20 protein-coding genes and 1 other annotated feature are annotated in these 23,829 nt (G+C 50.0%); of the genes, 15 read left to right on the top strand and 5 right to left on the bottom strand.

All coding sequences use genetic code 11. The features are described from left to right. Positions 1 to 15: 15 nt before the first annotated feature. The 3 genes from AC50Y5_RS15005 (at position 16) to AC50Y5_RS14995 (ending at position 4,553) form a co-directional block, all read left to right on the top strand. Complete coding sequence (locus AC50Y5_RS15005; protein WP_046230429.1) at positions 16 to 513, top strand: DivIVA domain-containing protein; 498 nt, start codon at positions 16 to 18, stop codon at positions 511 to 513. A gap of 68 nt (positions 514 to 581) precedes the next feature. Continuing rightward, positions 582 to 878, top strand: a binding site (T-box leader). Positions 879 to 968: 90 nt separating this feature from the next. Continuing rightward, positions 969 to 4,058: an isoleucine--tRNA ligase gene (gene ileS / locus AC50Y5_RS15000; protein WP_494861755.1), complete on the top strand. Its 3,090-nt coding sequence runs from the start codon at positions 969 to 971 to the stop codon at positions 4,056 to 4,058. Between the two features lie 147 nt (positions 4,059 to 4,205). Then, on the top strand, positions 4,206 to 4,553 hold the full coding sequence (locus AC50Y5_RS14995; protein ID WP_099520895.1) for a DUF5665 domain-containing protein: 348 nt from the start codon (positions 4,206 to 4,208) through the stop codon (positions 4,551 to 4,553). A 124-nt stretch (positions 4,554 to 4,677) separates the two neighbouring features. On the opposite strand, the gene AC50Y5_RS14990 is transcribed toward AC50Y5_RS14995, so the two are convergent. Next, positions 4,678 to 5,379, bottom strand: coding sequence for a TraR/DksA C4-type zinc finger protein (locus tag AC50Y5_RS14990; RefSeq protein ID WP_494861753.1), 702 nt, complete (start codon positions 5,377 to 5,379; stop codon positions 4,678 to 4,680). A gap of 161 nt (positions 5,380 to 5,540) precedes the next feature. Between AC50Y5_RS14990 and lspA the strand changes: the two genes are divergently transcribed. The 3 genes from lspA to AC50Y5_RS14975 all read left to right on the top strand — a co-directional run bounded on the left by lspA (position 5,541) and on the right by AC50Y5_RS14975 (position 8,385). Then, complete coding sequence (lspA, locus tag AC50Y5_RS14985; protein ID WP_056041605.1) at positions 5,541 to 6,065, top strand: signal peptidase II; 525 nt, start codon at positions 5,541 to 5,543, stop codon at positions 6,063 to 6,065. Then, positions 6,046 to 7,023 carry an RluA family pseudouridine synthase gene (locus AC50Y5_RS14980; RefSeq protein ID WP_494861750.1) on the top strand — a complete coding sequence of 326 codons (978 nt, stop codon included), beginning with the start codon at positions 6,046 to 6,048 and terminating at the stop codon, positions 7,021 to 7,023. The genes lspA and AC50Y5_RS14980 overlap by 20 nt, the downstream gene beginning before the upstream one ends. Before the next feature lie 126 nt (positions 7,024 to 7,149). Then, a complete protein-coding gene (locus AC50Y5_RS14975; RefSeq protein WP_494861748.1) occupies positions 7,150 to 8,385 on the top strand; it encodes an LL-diaminopimelate aminotransferase in 1,236 nt (411 codons plus the stop codon). A 58-nt stretch (positions 8,386 to 8,443) separates the two neighbouring features. Here the strand turns inward: AC50Y5_RS14975 and AC50Y5_RS14970 are convergent, their stop codons facing one another. From AC50Y5_RS14970 to AC50Y5_RS14955, 4 genes are read right to left on the bottom strand one after another with little or no spacing between them, the layout of a single operon-like run. Next, positions 8,444 to 9,553 (bottom strand): GerAB/ArcD/ProY family transporter, encoded by a 1,110-nt coding sequence (locus AC50Y5_RS14970; RefSeq protein ID WP_494861746.1) that lies wholly within the window; start codon positions 9,551 to 9,553, stop codon positions 8,444 to 8,446. Positions 9,554 to 9,576: 23 nt separating this feature from the next. Beyond that, the gene (locus AC50Y5_RS14965) at positions 9,577 to 9,816 is read right to left on the bottom strand and encodes a hypothetical protein (protein WP_056041597.1); all 240 of its coding nucleotides are present in this window, start codon (positions 9,814 to 9,816) and stop codon (positions 9,577 to 9,579) included. 4 nt (positions 9,817 to 9,820) lie between these two features. After that, complete coding sequence (locus AC50Y5_RS14960; protein WP_056041594.1) at positions 9,821 to 11,026, bottom strand: Ger(x)C family spore germination protein; 1,206 nt, start codon at positions 11,024 to 11,026, stop codon at positions 9,821 to 9,823. A 15-nt stretch (positions 11,027 to 11,041) separates the two neighbouring features. Beyond that, positions 11,042 to 12,562, bottom strand: a complete 1,521-nt coding sequence (locus AC50Y5_RS14955; RefSeq protein WP_056041592.1) for a spore germination protein — start codon at positions 12,560 to 12,562, stop codon at positions 11,042 to 11,044. Positions 12,563 to 13,086: 524 nt separating this feature from the next. Between AC50Y5_RS14955 and pyrR the strand changes: the two genes are divergently transcribed. The 9 genes from pyrR (at position 13,087) to AC50Y5_RS14910 (ending at position 23,829) form a co-directional block, all read left to right on the top strand. After that, positions 13,087 to 13,632 carry a bifunctional pyr operon transcriptional regulator/uracil phosphoribosyltransferase PyrR gene (gene pyrR, locus AC50Y5_RS14950; protein WP_442952562.1) on the top strand — a complete coding sequence of 182 codons (546 nt, stop codon included), beginning with the start codon at positions 13,087 to 13,089 and terminating at the stop codon, positions 13,630 to 13,632. Then, positions 13,633 to 14,532, top strand: coding sequence for an aspartate carbamoyltransferase catalytic subunit (locus tag AC50Y5_RS14945; protein ID WP_494861743.1), 900 nt, complete (start codon positions 13,633 to 13,635; stop codon positions 14,530 to 14,532). A 32-nt stretch (positions 14,533 to 14,564) separates the two neighbouring features. Further along, positions 14,565 to 15,854: a dihydroorotase gene (gene pyrC, locus AC50Y5_RS14940; protein ID WP_494861741.1), complete on the top strand. Its 1,290-nt coding sequence runs from the start codon at positions 14,565 to 14,567 to the stop codon at positions 15,852 to 15,854. Positions 15,855 to 15,916: 62 nt separating this feature from the next. After that, a complete protein-coding gene (locus tag AC50Y5_RS14935; protein WP_494861739.1) occupies positions 15,917 to 17,068 on the top strand; it encodes a carbamoyl phosphate synthase small subunit in 1,152 nt (383 codons plus the stop codon). Further along, entirely contained in the window at positions 17,055 to 20,276 is a 3,222-nt protein-coding gene (carB, locus tag AC50Y5_RS14930) for a carbamoyl-phosphate synthase large subunit (protein WP_056041580.1), read from the top strand. The genes AC50Y5_RS14935 and carB overlap by 14 nt, the downstream gene beginning before the upstream one ends. A 134-nt stretch (positions 20,277 to 20,410) precedes the next feature. Then, on the top strand, positions 20,411 to 21,142 hold the full coding sequence (gene pyrF / locus AC50Y5_RS14925) for an orotidine-5'-phosphate decarboxylase (RefSeq protein WP_056041578.1): 732 nt from the start codon (positions 20,411 to 20,413) through the stop codon (positions 21,140 to 21,142). Position 21,143: 1 nt separating this feature from the next. After that, complete coding sequence (pyrE, locus tag AC50Y5_RS14920) at positions 21,144 to 21,791, top strand: orotate phosphoribosyltransferase (protein ID WP_056041577.1); 648 nt, start codon at positions 21,144 to 21,146, stop codon at positions 21,789 to 21,791. A 219-nt stretch (positions 21,792 to 22,010) separates the two neighbouring features. Beyond that, the gene (locus AC50Y5_RS14915) at positions 22,011 to 22,781 is read left to right on the top strand and encodes an ABC transporter ATP-binding protein (protein WP_081419090.1); all 771 of its coding nucleotides are present in this window, start codon (positions 22,011 to 22,013) and stop codon (positions 22,779 to 22,781) included. Further along, on the top strand, positions 22,747 to 23,829 hold the full coding sequence (locus AC50Y5_RS14910) for an efflux RND transporter periplasmic adaptor subunit (protein ID WP_494861736.1): 1,083 nt from the start codon (positions 22,747 to 22,749) through the stop codon (positions 23,827 to 23,829). Before AC50Y5_RS14915 ends, AC50Y5_RS14910 begins: the two co-directional genes overlap by 35 nt.

The following is a 23,829-nucleotide window of genomic DNA, read 5'->3' as shown; positions in this document are numbered from 1 at the left end:
CGAGGAGGTGCGCCGATGCCGTTAACGCCATTGGACATACATAATAAGGAATTTGGTCGCCGGTTGCGCGGCTATGACGAGGATGAGGTCAATGAATTTCTTGACCAGGTCATTAAAGATTATGAAACGATAATCCGCGAAAATAAGGAGCTGCAGAACCAGATCCTTAATATGCAGGAGAAGCTGAACCACTTCTCGAACATCGAAGAGACGCTGAGCAAGACGATTATCGTCGCACAAGAGGCGGCTGACGAGGTTCGAAACAATGCGAAGAAGGAAGCGCAGCTGATCATCAAGGAAGCGGAGAAAAATGCGGATCGCATTATTAATGACTCGCTGAGCAAGTCGCGCAAAGTATCGGTTGAGGTTGAGGAGCTGAAGAAGCAGGCATCGATCTTCCGTGCACGGTTCCGTACGCTTGTGGAAGCGCAGCTGGAACTGCTGAGCCAGGACGATTGGAGAACGCTTGATCCAGGCCAGCATCCTGAGCTGGAGCAGCTTTCCCGAGGTTAATCCGCACAACACGAATTGACAACGGGGCGACGATACGCTATAAATAGGATTAATGATTGTTCAGATGTGAAACTTCGTTGACGAGAACGAGTATGTATCGTGGCTTGATCCCCAGAGAGTCGTTGCTTTGCTGCAAGACGACGTTCAAGCAGTTACAGAATATCATCTCCGAGAAGCGGCGCCGAAACTTTTCCTAACCAGCTATTGTAGCTGTATGGCAGAAGGAGTAAGGGCCGACGGTCCGTCCTCCGTTACAAGGACCGTGGATGCTAAGGCATTCACGCCAAAGGTGCCGTCTTTTAGGCTGCTTATGCAGCGACATTGACGGAACAAGGGTGGTAACGCGAGCAAGCCTCGTCCCTTCTACAGGGGCGGGGCTTTATTTTTTTGAAAATATAAGCCTGTATAAGTTTCATTCTTATAAAGGGCTTCTAATTGTCGGGAGGAATTTGAAGATGCAACGTGTAGATGTGAAGGAAAAAGCAAGAACGCGCGAGCTTCGCGTATTAAAGCAGTGGGCGGATAACGATACGTTCAAAAAGTCGATTGAAAACCGTGAAGGCAAACCGAATTTCGTGTTTTATGAAGGTCCTCCGACCGCTAACGGCGCGCCGCATATCGGCCACGTGCTGGGCCGCGTCATTAAAGATTTTATTTGCCGCTACAAAACGATGTCCGGCTACCGCGTCGTTCGCAAAGCGGGCTGGGATACGCATGGCCTTCCTGTAGAGCTTGGTGTTGAGAAGCAGCTCGGCATTTCCGGCAAGCAGGAGATCGAAAATTACGGCGTAGAAGCTTTTATCAAAAAATGCAAGGACAGCGTCTTTGAATATGAGAAGCAGTGGCGCGAGCTGACCGAGGGCATCGCTTATTGGACAGATCTTGACAACCCGTACATTACGCTTAAAAACGAATATATCGAAAGTGTATGGCATATTCTCTCGACGATTCATAGCAAGGGCTTGCTGTATCGTGGTCACCGCGTAAGCCCATATTGCCCGTGCTGCCAAACGACACTGAGCTCCCATGAGGTTGCTCAAGGGTATGAGGACGTTAAAGATTTGAGCGCAACGGTCAAGTTTAAGCTTGCGGACACTGGCGAATCCGTGCTGGCGTGGACGACTACGCCTTGGACGCTGCCGGCAAACGTAGCGCTTGCTGTTCATCCGGAGCTCGAATACGTTCGTGTAGCAAGCAATGGCGAAGTATTTATCGTCGCTAAAAACCTGGTAGAGAGCGTATTTAAAGAGGAGCACGAAGTGCTGTCCTCGCTTAAGGGCTCCGAACTGGTTGGCCAAAGCTACGAGCCGCCATTCCGTTACGTTGCCGTTTCCAATGCGCATAAAGTCATCGCTGGCGATTTCGTAAGCGATACGAGCGGTACAGGTATTGTACACATTGCGCCGGCGCATGGTGAGGATGACTATAGAGTGGCACGCCAAAACGGCATCAGCATGCTGAACGTCGTGAACAATGCAGGCCGTTATGTCGATGAAGTGACAGACCTTGCTGGACGCTTCGTCAAAGATTGCGATGTCGACATTGTGAAAATGCTTAGCGAGCGCGGCCTGCTGTTCTCGAAGGAGCGTTACGAGCATAGCTATCCGTTCTGCTGGCGTTGTAAATCGCCGCTCTTGTATTATGCGACAGAAAGCTGGTTCATTGAGACGACGGCCGTTAAAGATCAGCTGATCGCTAACAACAATGGAGTAGACTGGTACCCAGGCCATATCCGCGAGGGACGCTTCGGCAAATTCCTTGAGGATTTGGTGGACTGGAACATCAGCCGCAACCGCTATTGGGGAACGCCGCTGAACGTATGGATTTGCGAAGCGACGGGCAAGCAATATTCGCCTGGCAGCATTGCCGATCTGCGCGAGCGTGCGGTTGGCGACGTGCCGGAGGACATTGAGCTGCATAAGCCTTACGTCGATGAAATCAAGCTGAAATCGCCGTTTGCCGAAGGCGCAATTATGACGCGTACGCCAGAAGTGATCGATGTATGGTTCGACAGCGGCTCCATGCCGTTTGCGCAGCATCATGTTCCTTTTGAAAATGCGGAGCGTTTCGCGGAGCAGTATCCGGCGGATATGATTTGCGAAGGCATCGATCAGACGCGCGGCTGGTTCTACAGCCTGCTTGCGGTATCGACGTTATACAACGGCAAGGCGCCGTATAAAGCGGTTATTTCGACCGGCCATATTTTGGATGAAAATGGTCAGAAAATGTCCAAATCCAAAGGCAATGTTATTGATCCTTGGGAAATCATCAACGAGTACGGCACGGATGCTTTCCGTTGGGCGCTGCTTGCGGATAGCGCACCTTGGAACAGCAAACGTTTCTCGCGTTCGATCGTGGGCGAAGCAAAATCGAAGGTCATTGACACGATTGTCAATACGCATGCCTTCTATGCGCTGTATGCAACCATCGATGGCTTCGATCACAAAACACACGAAGAGCGTCATTCCGCGAATAAGCTGGATCGCTGGATCGTATCGCGTCTGAACAGCCTGATCAAGACGACTGTGAAAGGCCTTGACGGAAATGACTTCCTGAATCCGGCGAAGGCGATTGAAATTTTCGTTGACGAGCTGAGCAACTGGTACATCCGTCGTTCCCGTGACCGTTTCTGGGGCAGCGGCCTGACCGAGGACAAAATCAATGCCTATCAAACGCTGCGTCATGTGCTGCTGACACTGGCACGCGTCATTGCGCCATATGCCCCGCTTCTTGCGGAAGACCTCTATGGCAACCTTGGCGGCGGAGAAAGCGTCCATCTCGCAAACTATCCTACAGCAGACGAGTCCGCTATTGACCTAACGCTAGAGCAGGATATGGAGAGCGCGAAGCAAATCGTCGAGCTTGCCCGCAACGTTCGCAACGAGACGGGCATCAAGACGCGTCAGCCGCTGTCTGAGCTGATCGTGTCCCTTGACCGTGAGTTTGACGTGGCAGGCTATGAGGAAATCGTGAAGGATGAAATCAATGTCAAATCAATCGTCGTGCAAAACAGCGATAGTGGATTTGTGGATTTCACGCTTAAGCTGAACCTCAAAGTGGCTGGTAAAAAATACGGCAAAAACGTTGGTCCGATTCAGGCTCACCTGAAATCGCTAACGGCCGACGAAACGCGTGCCGTTATAGCGCATGGCGCGCTCGCTATGGCTGTGGATGCGGAAGAGCTGTTCATTCCTGTCGAGGAGCTGCTCGTTGAGAAGCAAGCGAAATCCGGTTTTGCGTCCGCTTCTGGCGGCGGTATTACCGTAGCCTTGAATACGGACATTACGCCTGAGCTGGAGCAAGAGGGCTGGGTGCGCGAAGTGATCCGTGCGGTTCAAGATACGCGCAAAAAGCTGGATCTGCCAATCGAGAAGCGCATTGACCTTGTGCTGAGCGTCGATGAAGGATTGCGCACAGCGCTTGAAGCGTTCAGCCATGTGCTGGAGGAAAATGTACTGCTGAGCAGCGTTTCCTATGAAGAGCTTGAAGGCAGCGAACGGGTCCAATTGGGCGAGAAGGAAATTGGCATTTTGATCAAAGGCTAAAGCCAGGGCGCGAAGAAAATTGTGCCAAGCTTGTTTTATTCAGCATAAGAAAAAGGCGTTTAAGGATATAGTATAAGGAGCAAATAAAAAACGAGCATAGCTTATGCTCGTTTTTTCCTTATTTTTATGCCTGGGAGGGATGCTGAGATGAAAGAGCTGGAGCGTAAGCCGATTCGTTCCGTGAAGGAAGAGCAGTCGCTCGAACATACGCTAAGCAAGCTGGATAGCAGGCTGAGCAAGATAGCGGCGGAAATGGAACGTACGCAAATAGCCGAATATGTGGATTTGCTTAATCGGCCAATCAGCCTCATATGGCGCAATGTGCTTGCTGGCTTGGCGAGAGGCGTCGGTATCGCGATTGGCTTTACTTTTTTTGCAGCGACGATTTTGTATGTATTGCAAATTTTAGGGGCGCTCAATTTGCCGATTATCGGCGACTATATTGCGGATATCGTGCGCATCGTTCAGATTCAGCTGGAAGGGAAAAACTATTAGGCAGTAGGTTACATACATTGACAAAGACAAACGCTCCGTTATTTATTCATAATGCTGGCCTTATAAGAGCAGGGGCCTTTTTATGAACAAATAACGGAAGCTGCTGTCTATGAGCGAAACGTATTTAACGGTCCTGCTCCAAATGGTGGTCGCCTTCATTGCTTTCCATATAACGCTTATATTGTGAATTATGAATAATGGACACATGGCGCCCGGTAATATCGGTGGCAACGAAGCTTTCAAGCTGCTCTACAAAACCTTCATTTTCCTCGGAGGCCGAGCCAATATGCTCATAATCGGTTGCTTCGCGGTTGTCAGACATGGCCGGGGAGTCGGAGTTGCCCCATTGCTCGACAATTTGCCACGCATCTTCGCCGTCGAAGCCGGCCCAGCCCGTGTAGGCTTTTTCACTGGAATAGCCGTAAGGCATTTGAATCGTCTCTTCCTCAATTGGACGCTGCGCGTCCAGATCTTGCCGCGGAGCATGGTCCAGGCAATATAAGCAATCTGGAATGGCTTCCAGCCGTTCATAAGGAATAGGCTCCTTGCACACAATGCAGGAACCGTAGGTCCCGTTTTGAAAAGCTTCCAGCGCCGCATCAATTCTGTACAAATGCAGCTCCTCCTGCTCCAGCAGGGCAATGTCTTTGCTGCGCTCGAACATATCAGTTCCGGAATCCGCTGGGTGATTGTCGATTGTTGAAAGATCGCTGTTATTCGATTTCCATCCCGTAGCAAGGCCATAGTGGCCGTTATGCTCAAGTCGTTGTTCAATGTCTTGCTTGTCCGATATTAACCGAGCATGCAGCTCGCTTAGCTGTTCCATTGTAGGCAGCCTCATGTCAGGCACCGTCCTTTGCGCATTTAGTCCTCCGCACTGCAGAGGCTGGCTCATTCCATATTGACTATGCTACAATAGCTTGGGACATATGACGGAATGTTATGCAGACGGAAAGGCCTTGCATGCACAACGAAAGGAGAAAGTAGATGCGTTATTACTACTACTGGATCGCTTTATTCGTATTTGTTGTAGATTTTATAACGAAGAAAATAATTGCGACACAGCTGAACCTGGGTGATTTGATTAGTGTAATTGGCAATTTCTTTTACATTACATCGCACCGCAACAAAGGGGCTGCCTTTGGTATTTTGCAGGAGCAGCGTTTATTTTTTATCGTCATTACGATTGTTATTTTAGCCGCGATTATCTGGTACATACAAACGACTCGGAAGCTCGGCAAAGTATGGTTGTTAACAGGTCTTGGACTTGTGCTTGGCGGAGCGTTCGGCAATTTTCTGGACCGGGCGATGTACGGCGAAGTTGTCGATTTCCTGCTGTTTAATTTCGGCAGCTATTCGTTCCCGATTTTTAACGTCGCTGATTCGGCGATTTGCGTAGGTGTCGCATTGATATTAATTGATGCCTTGCTGACCTCGAAGCAGGAGAAGCAGGATCAAATGAGAAGTGAAGAGGATAAGGAGTCTAACCCGAATGAGCAGCAAACCGTTTGATGAGCAAGAAATAGAGCAAGAGTTTGAACTGGAAGAGCAGGAGCAAGTTGGTTTTGTCATTGACGAGGATCAAGCTGGCGAACGTCTGGACAAAGTCGTAACCGAAGCGATGGATGATCCGTCTATATCGCGCACGCAAGTGCAGGAATGGCTTAAGGTCCAAGCTGTAACGGTAAACGGCCAAACAGGCAAAAGAAATTATAAAGTTGCCGCGGGCGACGTTATCGTCGTTACGATTCCCGAGCCGGAAGAGGCTGTCATTGATCCTGAAAATATACCGCTTGATATCGTCTATGAGGATAGCGATGTCATCGTCATTAACAAACCGCGAGGACTAGTCGTTCACCCCGCACCGGGCCATTCATCGGGCACCGTTGTCAACGCGCTCATGTATCATTGTAAAGACCTGTCGGGCATTAACGGCGTACTTCGTCCCGGCATCGTCCATCGCATTGACAAGGACACCTCAGGACTGCTGATGATCGCGAAAAATGATTTGGCTCACGCTTCGCTCGCTGCGCAGCTGAAGGACCATTCGATAACGCGCAAATATATCGGTTTGGTGCATGGCAATTTGCCGCATGACCATGGCACGATTGATGCGCCAATCGGCAGAGATACGAATGACCGTAAAATGTTTACAGTCACGGAGCGCAACAGCAAGCATGCGGTTACGCATTTCATGGTTATCGAGCGTATTGGGGAAGACTATTCGCTATTGGAGCTGCAGCTTGAGACAGGGCGCACGCATCAAATTCGCGTCCACTTAAAGTATATTGGCTATCCGCTGGCAGGCGATCCGATGTATGGTCGCAACAAGACAGTAGCGCTTAAAGGACAAGCGCTGCATGCGGCAGTGCTTGGCTTCAAGCATCCGCGCACAGGCGAGCTCATGCATTTCGAAGCGCCGATTCCCGGCGATATGAACCATGTATTGAGCGTACTGCGCGGCCGATAAGCCGGGCTGGAGTGTCCTTGCACTTGGCGGAGCAGTATCGCGAAAATACAAACTTTTGGGCAAATCCTTTATTAAGTCTCGGGGAAAAGTAAGCTATTCTAGTAGTTAAAGGATTGGTGATAAATAATGACGAACATTAATCATAATTACCAGGAGCTGCAAGGCAGCTATTTATTTTCCGAGATTGCAAAGCGTCGCACCCAGTTTATTAAAGAAAACCCGAATGCCGAAATTATTAGCTTAGGGATTGGCGACGTTACGCGGGGGTTGCCGGAAGCGGTTGTTAAAGCGATGCACGAAGCTGTGGACGAGCTGGCTGTACCAGGCTCATTCCGCGGATACGGCCCGGAGCAAGGGTATGACTTCTTGATTAACGCCATTATCGAGAATGATTACAAAGGACGCGGCGTCGATATTCAAACGAACGAAGTGTTTTTGAGCGATGGCTCAAAATGCGACGTCGGCAACATTCAGGAGATTTTTAGCCAAAACAGCATCGTAGCGGTTCAAGATCCGGTGTACCCGGTTTATGTGGACACGAATGTTATGGCTGGACGCTCTGGCAAATACAATACAGATTCGAAGCGTTATGAAAATATCGTTTACCTGGAGTGCACAGCGGAAAACAACTTTACGCCAAGCTTGCCAGACCGCAAGGTGGATCTGATTTACCTATGCTACCCGAACAATCCGACGGGCATGACGCTTTCCCGTGAGGAATTGCAAAAATGGGTCGACTATGCGAAAAGCAACAATTGCATCATCCTGTACGATTCGGCTTATGAAGCTTTCATTCAAGAATCGGATGTGCCGCATAGCATTTATGAAATCGAAGGCGCGAAGGAAGTCGCAATCGAATTCCGCAGCTTCTCCAAAACAGCAGGCTTCACAGGCGTTCGTTGTGCTTACACCGTCGTTCCACGCGAGCTGAAAGGCTTCGATGACAACGGCAAGGAAGTATTGATCAATGATCTGTGGAACCGTCGTCACACGACGAAATTCAACGGTGTGTCTTACGTCACTCAGCGCGGCGCAGCAGCAATCTACTCGCCAGAAGGCAAAGAGCAGATTAAAGCACTGGTGGACTACTACATGACGAATGCGAAAATCATTCGTGACGGTCTTGCTTCGATTGGTCTTGAAGTATTTGGCGGCGTTAACGCGCCGTACATTTGGCTGAAAACACCAAACGGCCTCGATTCATGGGCCTTCTTCGACAAGTTGCTTTCGGAAGCGAACATTGTGGGTACGCCGGGCGTCGGCTTCGGACAAAGCGGCCAAGGCTACTTCCGCCTGACTGCATTTGGCAGCCGTGAAAATACGGAAAAAGCGGTTGAACGTATTCGCAAAATGTCGCTGTAAGCCAAACGGATAAATGGCTTGCATAACATATGCCATAAGACAAAAAAGCTTCGCAACCTCAGGTTGCGGAGCTTTTTTTCTTGAATTTTTTCTTCATATAATAGATGGAAACGAGCAGTGCCGGAAGTATAAAGCCATGGGTGAAATCCCAGTCGATCCAGTAGGGAACAATCGTTTTGACATAATACAAAAGATTGGGTGCAATCATCATGGCCAGACCAAACATGAGGAAGGAGGTTGGAACGATGAGCGGTTTGAAGGTAGAGAGCCTCAGCAGCTGCGCCGTTCCGATCGAGAAGGCGTAAAAATAAAGCACGGTTTTGAAGAAGGTTGAAATGACCCAGGCAGTAGCTATTAAAGCTTCAATACGCTGAAGAAAAGCCCCGATATTGATTTTTTGCGTCAGCACATAAGTCGAATAAATATTATGCTCGGTAAAATAAGCGCCGAGAACCGTCAAGGAAATAAACACGAGCAGGAAAAGCAGCAGTGAAGCGCATAAGGCCGAGATAAGCACATCCTTGTTTCGATGAGCTGGTTTGGAGGCATAGGGGAAAATCATGAGAAAGGAGCATAATTCCCCGAACGGATAAACGCTGAACATCATCGTAGCATGGGCGAATGACGGCCCTTCCGAGCCCAAATAGGGCTTTAACCGTTCTAAATCCATTTGCGGGATCAGACAGACAATTAAAGCTAAACAAATAAAAATAAACAGTGGCAGCAAGATTTCGGCGCTTCGGGCAATCGACTCAATGCCATTCCATACGCCCCACATGAGGATCAGCACGAACAAGAGATGGATGTAGCGAATAGGTGTACTCAGGAACAGCTGAGTTGTCAAAAAGTCTCCAACCTCACGGATGAAGGTTGAGCCAGCCAGCAGGAAAAAGAGCAAATAGGCGCAGCTGAGCAGCGATCCTAGCCATTTTCCGAGAATACGGTCATTGATTTGAACTAGATTGAGCTTTGGGTAAAAGCTGCTCAAATGGAGAATCAGCCAAAGAATAAGCAACCCGATAGGTATGCCGAACAGGGCGGCGATCCACCCATCCTGCTGCGCGTAGCCCGCAATAATAGCAGGTATGATCAAGATCATATCGCCAACAGCGGCTAAAAAAACAAGCACGGCCAGCTGTCTTGCGCTAATTCTTCCTTTTTCCAGCATGGCATAGTGGCTCCCTTCATAGTTTAAGGTCGGAACATTCGATCGAAAAATTGATTGACGGGCTCATAAATCGTAATTAACGCATTAAGCGGGCTTGGCACAGGCTGCACATTTGCTGCGTAAATGCTGAAGGTGGTTCCGGCACTGAGCAGCAGAAAATAAGCAAAAGCCTCTCGTTTCAGCTTTTTTTTGATTAAAGCGGGCATTTGAATCATCCCGAAGGAAATAGCGACACATAATACAATGAGCGTTGGCAGTGACATTGGTTTACTCCTTTATATCCTGTAAAATAGAATCGTCGAGCATGCCGACCCCTCGCAGTTGAACATGAACTTCGTATTCTATCTTCAGTCTTGGGAACTCCTCATCCCAATGATCGCGTAATTGCGCCCACTGCTTGGGATTATTTCGGCTAATATTCAGACCAAATCCAAAAATGTCGGATTTAAAACGCTTTTGAACAGTTTTTACAGATTCTTTCATAAACATTTCGATTTTTTCGCTGCCCTCCTTCTCAATGATTTTGAGGTCATCCTGACTAGAGATTGGCACGGTACAAGCATCTCCCATGATGCTGGACATATTGTTGACTTTAATGTGGATAACCGGCTTTCCGTCTACAATTTTGGAGGTAACATCGGTCTGGCTGCGCAGTACCTTGATGTTTAGCTTGTCTTTATGGTCCGGGCAAGGTAAGTTTCCCGTCGTACTTTTTATATTGTTTGTAATATAGTTATAGCCTTTGCTTTCCTGCTCGTTCATCCAGCCAAGCAGCCTGTCCTTCTTGAGCACTGCCATGCCAGTATACGTCAAATTCGCTGCGGGCTTAATTGTCGTCAAATTATCCTTATTTCCACCGTGCTGCTTATCACCTATAATTTGGACGCCAGTCAGTACAGGCTCCACTCCGTCGCTAATCATTTTCTCCAATAAATCGTCAGAGGCGGTAGTAATAGTAGGTGCCCATGTTTTTGCGGAATTTTGCAGGGAAAGGAACAGGTTATTGGCTGGAATGGTTTCCAGCGGGGTTAAAATATTCAAAATTTCCGAAGCTTTCGAATGGCGTGCAATCATCACATAATAGTCTGGCCGGATTTCCGGATGCCGCAAAAAAGTTTCCAACTCATCGGCAATGCCCATTCTAGCGACCGCTTCGCTGAAAATAAGTACGCGAATATGGGACATATAGCTAATCCGTGGGTTAATCAGGCTCATTTTATTAATCGCTTCGAGGACGGTGGGCGCGCTCGCTTGGTACAGCGTTACGGGCGTTGTCGTGCTTTTTCCGGAATTGGATGCTACTTCCGATGGGACGACGATCTGGCAGGATACTTCCAGCATATTGTTCTTTCCCTTATCGATCGCCATAGCAAGAACGATGCCAAGTTCGTTCATTTCCTGACGGTCCCAGCAGCCGGTTATCAACAGCAAAATTAAAGCGGCAGCCAACAAGGAAATACCTGTTCTTTTCATGCGGCGTCCCCTTCCTTATAAGCGTTTCGTACGTTTCTTTTGCCTTTTTTTCTGTCCATTGCCATTGGAGTATGGTCGATTCATCATATGCGTCCATGGCATACGAAACAGTGAATCTTTTATATCTGAAGCTACGAATGGGCCGAATGGGCTCATGTATGCTGCACCAAACGAACGCAAATTCGTCAAATGAAGCAAAATGGCCAGCATTCCGAGCAAAATGCCGAAAAATCCGAACGTTGCCGCTAGAATCATGAGCAAAAAACGCAAAATCCGTACGGCGATCGACATGCCGTTTTCGGGAATGACGTAGCTCGATATGGCGGTAATCGAGACGATAATGACCATCGCTGCCGATACGACGCCAGCGTCTACAGCTGCCTGTCCGATAACGAGCGTGCCAACGATGGATACTGCCTGGCCTACCGTCTTAGGTATGCGTACGCCCGCTTCGCGCAGAATTTCATAGGTAAGCTCCATAAGGACGGCTTCGATGAACGCAGGGAACGGTACGCCCTCGCGCTGTGCTGCGAGATTAATGAGCAGGCTGGTCGGCAGCATTTCCTGATGAAAAGTCGTAATGGCGATATAGAAGGAGGGCGCAAGCATGGCGATAAAAAACGATAAATAGCGAATGAGCCGCAACAGGGAGCTGATATCTGCGCGCTGGTAATAGTCCTCGGGCGATTGGAAGAAATGGACGAACAGTGAAGGGACAAGCATGACGAACGGAGTGCCATCGACGATAATGGCAACCCGACCTTCCAGCAGTCCGGCAGCGACCGTATCAGGGCGCTCGCTGTTGTAGATCGTGGGAAAAGGTGTCAGTGTAACGTCCTGAATCAGTTCCTCAATATAGCCGCTTTCCAAAATGCTGTCGATATCAATATCATCCAGCCGGCGCCGCACCTCTTCGATTACACCTTTATCAACCAGATGTTTCATGTACATAAGAGCAACGGATGTTTTTGTTAGTTTTCCGATTTGCCGCGTTTCCAACCAGAGCTGAGAATCTTTAATTCTTCTGCGGATTAAAGTGGTGTTCGTACGCAGATTTTCTGTAAAAGCTTCCATAGGCCCGCGAACGACTGATTGCGATTGTGGTTCGGTTATACTGCGGTCTTCCCAACCAGCCGCGCTAATGCTAATGGCTTGCATGCTGTTATCCAGGAGCAATACAATGGCGCCGGACAGCAGGCGATGGAACAGAAGCTCCATCTCATCGATATAATCGGTGTTTCCGGCGATTAATACATCCTCTTTCACATGAGTTAAGCGATCATTCGGATCGTCAAACTTTGGCGTGTGCTCATTCGCATAGCCCATAAGTGAGCCCAATACCGACTGATGAAGCATTTGAATATCAATCATGCCTTCAATATAAACGAGAGCGCCAGGCCACAGATGCAGGCAGGAGAACCGTTTGACGACGAGATCCGAGCTGCCGCCGATTTCAGTTTGAATATGCTGGATGCACGCATCGAGTGAAGCGGGCAGGCTGACTTTTTCATGTGGCCGTGATACGTGCGACTGCATCTTGTTCCCTCCTGCTTGCAAAATGTCCGTAGTTGCTGGTTAGTATGCCAACAGATTGCCATAAATATGATAAACATCCAGCACAAGGTGGGCAGATCGTGTTTAAGGCTGCTGCCACTTGACATCTTATGTCGAACGTGGGATAATTCCTTTGGTATAAAGTTGTACCTTTAACTCAGTCCTGTGAGGCTGGCAAGGTAGCGTGAATAGTTGATTAATTAAGCTGGGGACAAGAAACTCCTCATCTTCCGCAACTCATAAGGTTGGCGGGGATGGATGGAATCCTTAGCGGTTAATCATGGGCTCCTTGCGAATACGCAAGGAGTCTTTTTTCAAATATAAGCATTTATAAGTTACACACTTATAACGGGCTTATATTTCATCGCGAAACGGTAGCTTTGCCGCCAGAAGACGGCTTAAGCCTAAGCCGTTTACGCTTGTGAAGCGCCTTGATGAGAGTTGGCAGTTCAACCTGCGCTAGGATGGGAGGTAACGTAACGGTGGAAGAAGAGCACTTGGTCATTATGGATGATGCAGCCATTCGCCGGGCACTGACCCGCATCGCCCACGAGATCGTGGAGAAGAACAAAGGAATTGACAACTGTACACTGGTCGGCATTCGGACAAGAGGCGTTTATTTAGCCCGAAGAATTGCAGAGCGCATACAGGAAATTGAAGGCAAGCCTGTTTTAGTGAAGGAACTGGATATTACCCGCTATCGCGATGACGGCAAGGCGCCAGGCAGCCGCACCGAGATGGAAGCAGGCATAATCGGCGAAATTGATGTCGAACTGTCGGTCGTACAGGACCGCAACATTATTTTGTTCGACGATGTGCTGTATACCGGCCGGACGATTCGCGCTGCGATGGATGCGGTAATGGATTGCGGCAGGCCGCAAAGCATTCAGCTTGCTGTGCTGGTTGACCGTGGTCATCGGGAATTGCCGATTAGACCGGATTTTGTAGGCAAAAATGTGCCATCCTCCAAACAAGAGCAAATCTCCGTTACGTTAACCGAGATTGATTCCTTAGACCAGGTGAAAATTATTCATCAGAGGGGGCAAGCCTAAATGACACTTTTACAGCTCAAACAGCGCAGTTTGCTTGGTTTGAAGGAGCTTGACGCAGAGGAAATTATCGCCATACTGGATCGTGCCGCTCATTGGGAGCAGCAGGAGACGAAAGTGCAGAATGTGCTGCAGGGCAAGTTCGCAGCGAATATGTTTTTCGAGAACAGCACGCGCACACGCTTCTCCTTCGAGGTAGCGGAGAAGCGGCTGGGAGCGGAGGTGCTGAACTTCTCAGCAGCCGTATCGAGTGTGCAGAAGGGCGAGTCGGTATATGATACCGTTCGCACCTTGGAGTCGATGGGCATAGACGTTGGCATTATCCGGCTCAAGCCGATTGGCTTGCTAGCCGAACTGGCTACGAAAATTAAAGTGCCGCTGATTAACGCGGGCGATGGCAACAACGAGCATCCGACGCAGGCGCTGCTTGATTTATATACGATGCGCAAGCAATTTGGCGCAATTAAAGGATTGACCGTCTCGATTATCGGAGACATCTTGCACAGCCGCGTAGCGCGTTCGAACTTATACGCTCTGCAAAAGCTTGGCGCTACAGTGAAGTTTTGCGCTCCTGCGAACTTGCAGGCCTCTGAGCTTGATGCCCGTTATGTAACGATGGAGGAAGCGCTGAAATCCGATGTCGTGATGATGCTGCGGGTACAGCTGGAGCGTCACGAAAGCGGCATGCTTAGCTCGGCTGAAAGCTACCGCGAGCAGTTTGGATTGACGGTGGAGCGCAGCGAGGCAATGGCGGATCACGCGATTATTATGCACCCGGCGCCGATCAACCGCAATGTTGAAATTGACGATGAGCTTGTCGAGCATGCCAAGTCCCGGATTTTTAAGCAGATGGAGCACGGGGTTCCGGTCAGAATGGCCGTCATAGAACGGGCTTTGAACTAACTTTTAGATGAAATCGGGAGGGTGAACGGATAATGTCATTATGGATTATTAACGGCAGCGTATGGGATACAGCTGCAAGCGGCCTAGTGAAGCAGCATATTCGAATTGAGGATGGCAAAATCGCCGAGCTTGCAAGCGGCGAAACAGTGCCGGACACAGGATCAGCAGAAGTAATTGACGCAGAGGGCAAGCTCGTATCAGCCGGCTTCATCGATATGCACGTGCATTTGCGCGATCCTGGCTTCGAATATAAAGAAGATATCGCAACAGGGACGCGTTCAGCAGCGAAAGGCGGTTTTACAACAATCGCCTGCATGCCGAACACTCGTCCAGTGACAGATACACCTGAAACGATCAACTATATTTTGGACAAAAATGCGAAGGAAGGCGTCGTTCGCGTCCTCCCTTACGCCGCAATTTCTAAAAATCAGCTCGGTCGCGAGCTGACGGATTTCGCAGCGCTGAAAGCGGCTGGCACAATCGGCTTTACCGACGATGGTGTCGGCGTACAAAGCGCGCAAATGATGAAGGATGCGATGGCGCTGGCAAAGTCGCTAGACATGCCGGTCATTGCACACTGTGAGGACAATACGCTGGTTGAGGGACTGTTCGTCTCGGAAGGCAAGTTCTCCCGCGAGAACGGACTGAAAGGCATCCCGAATGAATCGGAAGCGATTCATGTCGGCCGCGACATTTTGCTCGCTGAAGCGACAGGCGTTCATTATCATGTCTGCCACGTCAGCACGGAGCAATCGGTAAGGCTGATCCGCCTTGGCAAGCAAATCGGCGTCAACGTAACCGCTGAGGTTTGCCCGCATCATCTGGTGCTGTCGGACGAGGATATTCCAGGCTTTGACGCCAATTGGAAAATGAACCCTCCGCTGCGCACGCCGCGCGATGTGGCTGCGGTCATCGAAGCGCTGGAAGACGGCACGATCGACATGATCGTAACGGATCACGCGCCGCATAGCGCGGAAGAGAAAGCGCGCGGCATGCAGCTTGCGCCGTTCGGAATCGTCGGCTTTGAGACAGCTTTCCCGCTGCTGTACACGCAGTTTGTTAAAACCGGCAAATGGACGCTCGGCTTCCTGCTGGACCGTATGACAGCTGACCCGGCACGGGTGTTCAAGCTGGAGACAGGCCGCCTGGCAGCAGGTGCGCCAGCTGATCTGACGATTGTGGATCTCGACAGCGAACGTGCAGTTGATCCGGCAACCTTTGCCTCGCGCAGCAACAACACGCCTTTCGGCGGCTGGAAGCTGCAAGGCTGGCCGGTAGCGACGATTGTAAATGGTGCGGTTGTGTGGTCGGAGCAAGCATAAGAACGTTAACTTGGATATGCTAATTGACATATAGGAATACGTAGACCTGAGGAGTGAGACGGATGCAAGCGAGATTATTATTGGAAGATGGAACATTGTTTACAGGACTATCCTTCGGCGCAGAAGTGCAAACGATGGGTGAGGTTGTTTTTAATACAGGTATTACTGGCTATCAGGAAGTATTGTCGGATCCATCCTATTGTGGACAAATCGTGACGATGACTTATCCACTTATCGGCAACTATGGCATTTCTCGCGATGACTTTGAGTCGATTCGCCCGTATATCCACGGTTTTGTCGTGCGCCGCAATGAGCCGGTGCCGAGCAACTGGCGCGCCCAATATTCGCTTGAGCAGCTGCTTAAGGAATATGGCATTCCGGGCATCAGCGAAATCGACACGCGCATGCTGACGCGGATTTTGCGTCACCACGGCACGATGAGAGGCCTGCTTACAACTGGCAACGAGCGCATTGAGGAGCTGCAAGAGCGCCTTGGCTTGTCCACACTAATGACGGATCAAGTAGCTCGTACATCGACGAAGCATGTATTTTCCAGCCCAGGCAATGGCGAGCGTATTGTGCTCGTAGACTTTGGTGCAAAAAGCGGCATTTTGCGCGAGCTGACTAAACGCGGCTGCGACGTCGTCGTTGTGCCTCATGACACGACTGCAGAAGAAATTCGCCGCCTGGCACCGGATGGCATTCAGCTGTCCAACGGCCCTGGGGACCCGAAAGACGTTCCACATGCGGTTAAAATGATTTCCGAGCTGCTCGGCGAGTTCCCGATCTTCGGTATTTGCCTTGGACACCAGCTGTTTGCACTTGCTTGCGGCGCTGATACAACGAAGCTTAAATTCGGCCACCGCGGCGGAAACCACCCGGTGAAGGAACTGGCAACGAACCGCTGCTACATTACTTCCCAGAACCATGGCTACACTGTAATGGAAGATTCGATTGCGAACTCCGGTCTGACCGTAACGCATATCAACAACAATGACCGCACAATTGAAGGGCTGAAGCATAATACGCATCCTGCATTTTCGGTGCAATACCACCCGGAAGCTGCTCCAGGACCGTATGATTCCAGCTATCTGTTTGACGAATTCCTGAGTATGATTCGCACACATAAATTAAATAACCCGCAAAAGCGTCGCCAAGTCGTACTCGCGGAAACGTTGAAAGTGAAAGGGGAGCTTCAGTATGCCCAAAAATAATAAACTCAAAAAAATTCTCGTCATCGGCTCCGGCCCGATTGTAATCGGCCAAGCCGCTGAATTCGACTATGCCGGCACGCAAGCTTGCCAGGCGCTTATGGAAGAAGGCTATGAGGTTGTATTGATTAACAGCAACCCGGCTACCATTATGACAGACACAAACATGGCTGATAAAGTTTACATTGAGCCAATTACGCTTGAGTTTGTATCGCAAATCATTCGTCAGGAGCGTCCAGATGGTTTGCTGCCGACGCTTGGCGGCCAAACAGGCCTCAATATGGCGGTAGAGCTGGCGCGCGCTGGCGTATTGGAAGCAGAAAATGTGCAGCTTCTTGGCACACAGCTGACAGCTATCGAGAAAGCCGAAGACCGCGATTTGTTCCGCGAGCTGATGCGCGAGCTGGAGCAACCGGTACCAGAGAGCGACATCGTAACGACAGTTGAAGCAGCAGTTGCTTTTGCCAATGAAATCGGCTACCCGATTATCGTTCGTCCTGCCTACACGCTTGGCGGTACAGGCGGCGGTATTTGCGCAAACGAAGAAGAATTGCTAGAAACGGTTGCCTCGGGTATCCGTTACAGCCCAATCGGCCAATGCTTGATCGAAAAATCGATTGCCGGCTTGAAGGAAGTTGAATACGAAGTTATGCGTGATGCGAATGACAACTGTATCGTTGTCTGCAACATGGAAAACTTTGACCCGGTTGGCGTACATACTGGCGACAGTATCGTAGTAGCGCCTAGCCAAACGCTGTCGGACCGCGAGTATCAAATGCTTCGTTCCGCTTCGCTTAAAATCATTCGCGCTTTGAACATCGAAGGCGGCTGTAACGTACAGTTCGCGCTTGATCCACAAAGCTTCCAATATTATGTAATCGAAGTTAACCCGCGCGTCAGCCGCTCTTCGGCGCTGGCTTCCAAAGCGACAGGCTACCCGATTGCTAAAATGGCTGCTAAAATCGCAATTGGCTACACGCTTGATGAAATCGTAAACCCAGTAACCGGCCAAACGTATGCTTGCTTTGAGCCTACGCTGGATTACATCGTATCGAAAATTCCGCGCTGGCCGTTTGACAAGTTCGTGAATGCGAACCGCAAGCTCGGCACGCAAATGAAAGCGACAGGCGAAGTTATGGCGATTGGCCGTACTTTCGAGGAGTCGATTCATAAAGCGGTTCGTTCGCTTGAAATCGGCACGCATCGCATCCACTTGAAGGAAGCAGTAGACCTCAGCGATGATGTGCTGCGCGCACGCCTTCAAAAACCGGATGATGAGCGCATGTTCCTTGTAGGCGAAGCGTTCCGTCGTGGTTATGCTTTGCAGGAAATTCAAGATCTGACGAACATTGACTGGTGGTTCCTGGACAAAATCGAAGGCATCGTAGCATTCGAGGATAAAATCCGCCAGGAAGCGACGCTTTCCCGTGAAACGCTGTACCAGGCGAAGCGCAAAGGCTTCTCCGACCGTTCGATCGCTGAGCTTCGCAAAGAAGGCAATCCGAATGGCAGTCACACGAATGAGCATGATATTCGTACTTATCGTAAAGAGCTTGATATCGTACCTGTATACAAAATGGTTGATACTTGCGCCGCTGAGTTTGAAGCGAGCACGCCTTACTACTATTCAACTTACGAGGTAGAGAACGAAGTAGCGCCTTCGACGAAAGAGAAAGTGCTTGTACTCGGCTCTGGCCCAATTCGGATCGGACAAGGCATTGAGTTTGACTATTCGACGGTTCATGCGGTGTGGGCGATTCAGAAGGCTGGCTATGAAGCGGTTATCATCAACAACAACCCAGAGACGGTATCGACCGATTTCAGCACATCGGACCGCCTGTACTTTGAGCCTTTATTCCTTGAAGATGTCATGAACGTTATTGAGCAAGAGAAGCCAATCGGCGTAATCGTGCAGTTCGGTGGCCAAACGGCGATTAACCTCGCAGCTCCGCTGTCCAAAGCTGGCGTGAAAATTCTCGGCTCCAGCCTGGAAAGCATCGATATGGCAGAGGATCGCAAAAAGTTCGAAGCTTTGCTTCGCGGCTTGAACGTGGCTCAGCCAGAAGGCAGCACTGTAACCTCGGTTGGCGAAGCAGTAGCAACGGCACAAAAGCTCGGATACCCTGTACTCGTTCGTCCATCGTACGTTTTGGGCGGCCGCGCAATGGAAATCGTATATTCGGATGAAGATTTGCTGAGCTACATGGAAGTAGCGGTAAAAATCAATCCAGAGCATCCTGTCCTCATCGACCGTTATATGCTTGGCATGGAAGCGGAAGTGGACGCGATCTGTGATGGCGACACCGTATTGATCCCGGGCATCATGGAGCATATTGAGCGCGCAGGCGTTCACTCCGGCGACTCGATTGCTGTGTATCCGCCGCAATCGTTGTCTGACAGCGTGAAGGAGCAAATCGTCGACATTACGATCAAAGTATCCAAGGCGCTGAACGTAATCGGCTTGGTTAACATCCAGTTCGTAATTCATAACGAGATCGTGTATGTCATTGAAGTAAATCCGCGTTCGTCGCGTACGGTTCCATTCCTGAGCAAAGTAACAAACTTGCAAATGGCGAACCTTGCGACACAAGCGATTCTTGGCACGAAGCTGGCTGACCTGGGCCATAAAGACGGACTGTGGCCTGAAGACGAGTATGTATCGGTTAAAGTTCCGGTCTTCTCGTTCGCGAAGCTGCGCCGTGTTGACCCTACCTTGACACCGGAGATGAAATCGACGGGTGAGGTTATGGGACGCGATGTGCAATATGCGAAAGCCTTGTACAAAGGATTGCTAGGCGCAGGCATGAAAATCCCGACAACGGGCTCGATCATTGCGACCGTTGCGGATAAAGATAAAGAAGAAGCGCTCGAATTGCTTCGTGGCTTCTACAGCATTGGCTACAAAATCATTGCAACTGGCGGTACGGCAGCTATGCTTGAAGAAGCGGGCATGACGGTAACGACAGTGAACAAGCTTAGCGAAGGATCGCCGAACATTCTTGATCTGATCCGTGAAGGCAAAGCACAGTTCGTCTTCAATACGCTGACAAAAGGCAAAACGCCTGAGCGCGACGGCTTCCGTATTCGTCGTGAAGCGGTTGAGAACGGCGTTGTATGTATGACGTCGCTTGATACGGTTCGCGCCTTGCTGCGGATGATGGAGACCATCAACTTCTCCTCGCGTTCGATGCCAACACTGCTGCACAAATAAGTTTTAGCAAGCACGGCCAGCGCCGATTGCCTGCGGCCCGCAAATGGCTTTGCTTTTGCGGGTGCGCGTGGCCCGGCGGATGGCCTTTTTAATGCGCATATTTCGCAAAAACACGGCAAAGGGGACGGTTAACGATGGGTTTGACACGGGAACGGGAACAGGCAGCCGGAAAAATTATGGTTGCGCTCGATTATGCGGACGCGGCTTCTGCCGAGCGCTTATTGAATGAACTGGAAGGTATCCCCTGTTATATGAAGGTGGGCATGCAGCTGTTTTATGCTGCGGGTCCTGCGTTCATAACGGGACTTAAGGAGCGGGGCTACCTTGTATTCCTTGATGTGAAGATGCATGATATTCCGAACACGGTCAAAGGCGGCTCAGGCAGTGTGACCCGGCTCGGCGTCGACATGTTCAATGTCCATGCTGCTGGCGGAAGCGCAATGCTTGCGGCAGCGGTCGAAGGCATGGAAGCAGCGCTTGCTGTTGGACAAAATAAGCCAAGCATCATTGCAGTGACCCAGCTGACCAGCACCAACCAAGCGATGCTCAACGAGCAAATTGGCATTGCTGGAACGGTGGAGCAGGCTGTTCTTAGGTATGCAGAGCTTGCCCGCGCTGCGGGTCTGAATGGCGTAGTGGCATCCCCTGCTGAAGTGCAGGCCATCAAGCAGGCATGCGGCGCTTCCTTCCAGACGGTAACGCCGGGCATTCGCCCGAAAGGTGCCGATGTGGGCGACCAATCGCGCATTATGACACCAGCAGAAGCGTTAAAGCAAGGTACAGATTATATGGTTATTGGTCGGCCGATCACGGCTGCCGCAAATTCAAGAGCAGTATTAGAAGCGATTATTGAGGAGCTGATTTAAGATGAGCCAAGTTAAACTTTCAGAATTGCCTAAAACGATTGCTGCCAGCCTGCTCGAAATCGGAGCAGTAGCCCTTAGCCCAAATGAGCCATTTACGTGGACTTCAGGTCTTAAGTCGCCGATTTATTGCGACAATCGTCTAACGATGTCTTACCCGGCTATTCGCGAGCTTGTTGCTGATGGCTTTGCTGCTGTCATTCGCGAGCGTTATCCAGATGTGGAAGTCATTGCGGGCACCTCGACTGCGGGTATTCCCCATGCGGCTTGGGTCGCGCATAAGCTTGGACTGCCGATGGCTTATATTCGCGATAAAGCGAAGGGCCATGGCAAGCAGAACCAAATTGAAGGCCGCATTGAGCCAGGGCAAAAGGTTGTCGTCATTGAAGATTTGATTTCAACTGGAGGCAGCTCGCTGAAAGCGGGACTTGCTGTTCGCGAGGCAGGGGCCGAGGTACTGGCGGTACTGGCGATTTTCACCTACCAATTCGAGCAGGCAGCTTCGGCATTCGCCGAGGCGAACATGCCGCTTGAAACGCTGTCGAACTATTCCGAGCTTATCGAAGCAGCTGTAGAGCTTGGCAAGGTGCAGAGCGATGATATGCTGAAATTGAAAGCATGGCGCGAAAATCCGCAAGCGTTTGGCAATTAGCATAAGCAGCGCTCCAGTCTTTCCGATCCGGAAGGCTGGAGTTTTTTTATGTTTATTTTGAGATTCAGTAAAAATTTTGAATTCGTCGGATTTTGTTGTAACTTTTTGCTGTAATCGTTCGTCTAACACGTTAAGATGAGAATTATGAAGGTTTTTTAATTGAGCAGCCTGATTGTCATCCTAGGGCGCTCTGCTTAAAAGGAGGTATAGAAATCAGCTATGATATTTAGCAAGAAAAAAAAGGATGAGCAACCGGTGCAAGAGCCTGATCTAGTGAAGGAAGAAAAGCAAGATCCGAAGCTAGAGAAAGAAGTACATAATGAAAAACTGCTTTCCGTTGTGAATGTTGAACGGGTATTTCAGGCTGGCGGCGCGCCGCTGCGCGTGCTCAAAGGCATTAATATGGAGCTTCGGCAAAATCAGCTCGTTATGCTTCGCGGCCGTTCCGGCTCGGGGAAGACGACGCTGCTGAACTGCCTGGGCGGACTGGATACACCAACTGAAGGCGAAATTTGGTTTAACGGCAGGCCCTTTCATAAGCTGAGCGACGATAAGCGCACACTTGTCAGGCGCAAGGAAATGGGTTTTATTTTTCAGGCGTTCGCTTTGATGCCGCTGCTGTCTGCGAAGGAAAATGTCGAGCTGTCGCTAAGGATGGCTGGCGTTCCGCGTGGGACGTGGAAGGAACGGGTGGATCACTGCCTGGAGCTGGTTGGCCTGGAGAAAAGGATGAACCATCGTCCCTTCGAGCTGTCCGGCGGCGAGCAGCAGCGTGTAGCTATTGCGAAGGCGATTGCGCACAAGCCGATATTGCTGCTGGCGGATGAGCCGACCGCAGAGCTGGATTCAAACATGGCAGCTCAAATTATGAGTGTTTTTAAAACGATTATTCGCACGGAACAAGTTACGATTTGTATGACGACACATGATCCTACTATTATGGAGGTTGCCGACCATGTCTATGAAATGGTTGACGGGAAATTTATTTAAACGTCCCGCAATAATAAGTCTTGCTGCAATCATGTTAATAACTAGCGGCTGCTCCTTGCTGCCTGCTGAAGAAGAAGAGGAAGTACTGCCTTCCATTGCACCGCCCCAAATTTCCAAGAAGCCAGAGTATGAGGTAACAACAGATACGCTGGAGACGAAGGTTAACGTAATCGGCAAATTGATATCATCCCGCGAGGAGCCTGTCTTTTTCACTCTGGACGGTAAAAACCTGAAAGAGCTGAACATCAAGGTTGGCGATAAAGTGTCCGCAGGCGAGGTCATTGGCCAGCTTGATGTAGATGACCTCACGAAGGCGCTGCGCATGGATAAGCTGGCTTTCCGCAAGGAAGAGACGGCGATGAAGGAAGCGCTGAGAACGCGCGATGAGATGGACCCGGTAGAATTTGAAGAAAGATCGATTTTGTTTGAAGAGAAGAAGCAGGCGCTGGTCGATCAGGAGGCTGACATTGCGAAGGCTACGCTGACAGCGCCGATTAGCGGCACGGTTGTTTCACTCAATGTCGAGAAGGGTGCAGCGATTAAAGCATACAGCACAATTGCGGTCATAGCCGATACGACGACGCTTATTCCGGCAGCGAAGCTGACCAAGGATGAAATAGCCAAAATCGTCGTCGGCATGCCGATTGTAGCGGAAATCAGCAATAGCGGCAAATTCAAAGGCACGGTGAAGATGATGCCGATGACCAATACGGATTCCTCTAATGGCGGCAATAACGGAGGCAACGGCGGCACAGGAAATAATACGGATAAAGAGCGGCCGGAAGATTTTATGCAGGTGGAAATTAAAAATTTGCCTAAAAACTTGACTCGCGGTACCCCGCTTTCGATCAGCATTATTACGAAGCGCAAGGAAAATGTCATCGTAATCCCGCCATCTACACTGCGTTCTATTGGATCGCGTACCTACGTACAAGTCATTGATGCAGACGGCAAACGTGAAGTGGACGTTGAGGTTGGACAGCAAACGGCGACACAAATTGAGATTTTGAAAGGCTTGGAGCCGGGACAGAAAGTTGTAGGTCGATAG

Source organism: Paenibacillus sp. JT22N7 (assembly GCF_059383875.1).
This window is presented reverse-complemented; position numbering and strand designations above follow the sequence as displayed.

Coding starts and splice junctions, on each gene's coding strand:
- pyrR (WP_442952562.1), top strand. CDS start 13,087: ATGGATGATGCAGCCATTCGCCGGGCACTGACCCGCATCGCCCACGAG.
- pyrF (WP_056041578.1), top strand. CDS start 20,411: ATGGGTTTGACACGGGAACGGGAACAGGCAGCCGGAAAAATTATGGTT.
- pyrC (WP_494861741.1), top strand. CDS start 14,565: ATGTCATTATGGATTATTAACGGCAGCGTATGGGATACAGCTGCAAGC.
- AC50Y5_RS14975 (WP_494861748.1), top strand. CDS start 7,150: ATGACGAACATTAATCATAATTACCAGGAGCTGCAAGGCAGCTATTTA.
- AC50Y5_RS14960 (WP_056041594.1), bottom strand. CDS start 11,026: ATGAAAAGAACAGGTATTTCCTTGTTGGCTGCCGCTTTAATTTTGCTG.
- ileS (WP_494861755.1), top strand. CDS start 969: ATGCAACGTGTAGATGTGAAGGAAAAAGCAAGAACGCGCGAGCTTCGC.
- AC50Y5_RS14945 (WP_494861743.1), top strand. CDS start 13,633: ATGACACTTTTACAGCTCAAACAGCGCAGTTTGCTTGGTTTGAAGGAG.
- AC50Y5_RS14915 (WP_081419090.1), top strand. CDS start 22,011: ATGATATTTAGCAAGAAAAAAAAGGATGAGCAACCGGTGCAAGAGCCT.
- AC50Y5_RS14970 (WP_494861746.1), bottom strand. CDS start 9,553: ATGCTGGAAAAAGGAAGAATTAGCGCAAGACAGCTGGCCGTGCTTGTT.
- lspA (WP_056041605.1), top strand. CDS start 5,541: ATGCGTTATTACTACTACTGGATCGCTTTATTCGTATTTGTTGTAGAT.
- AC50Y5_RS15005 (WP_046230429.1), top strand. CDS start 16: ATGCCGTTAACGCCATTGGACATACATAATAAGGAATTTGGTCGCCGG.
- AC50Y5_RS14965 (WP_056041597.1), bottom strand. CDS start 9,816: ATGTCACTGCCAACGCTCATTGTATTATGTGTCGCTATTTCCTTCGGG.
- AC50Y5_RS14935 (WP_494861739.1), top strand. CDS start 15,917: ATGCAAGCGAGATTATTATTGGAAGATGGAACATTGTTTACAGGACTA.
- AC50Y5_RS14910 (WP_494861736.1), top strand. CDS start 22,747: ATGTCTATGAAATGGTTGACGGGAAATTTATTTAAACGTCCCGCAATA.
- AC50Y5_RS14990 (WP_494861753.1), bottom strand. CDS start 5,379: ATGGAACAGCTAAGCGAGCTGCATGCTCGGTTAATATCGGACAAGCAA.
- AC50Y5_RS14955 (WP_056041592.1), bottom strand. CDS start 12,562: ATGCAGTCGCACGTATCACGGCCACATGAAAAAGTCAGCCTGCCCGCT.
- AC50Y5_RS14995 (WP_099520895.1), top strand. CDS start 4,206: ATGAAAGAGCTGGAGCGTAAGCCGATTCGTTCCGTGAAGGAAGAGCAG.
- carB (WP_056041580.1), top strand. CDS start 17,055: ATGCCCAAAAATAATAAACTCAAAAAAATTCTCGTCATCGGCTCCGGC.
- pyrE (WP_056041577.1), top strand. CDS start 21,144: ATGAGCCAAGTTAAACTTTCAGAATTGCCTAAAACGATTGCTGCCAGC.
- AC50Y5_RS14980 (WP_494861750.1), top strand. CDS start 6,046: ATGAGCAGCAAACCGTTTGATGAGCAAGAAATAGAGCAAGAGTTTGAA.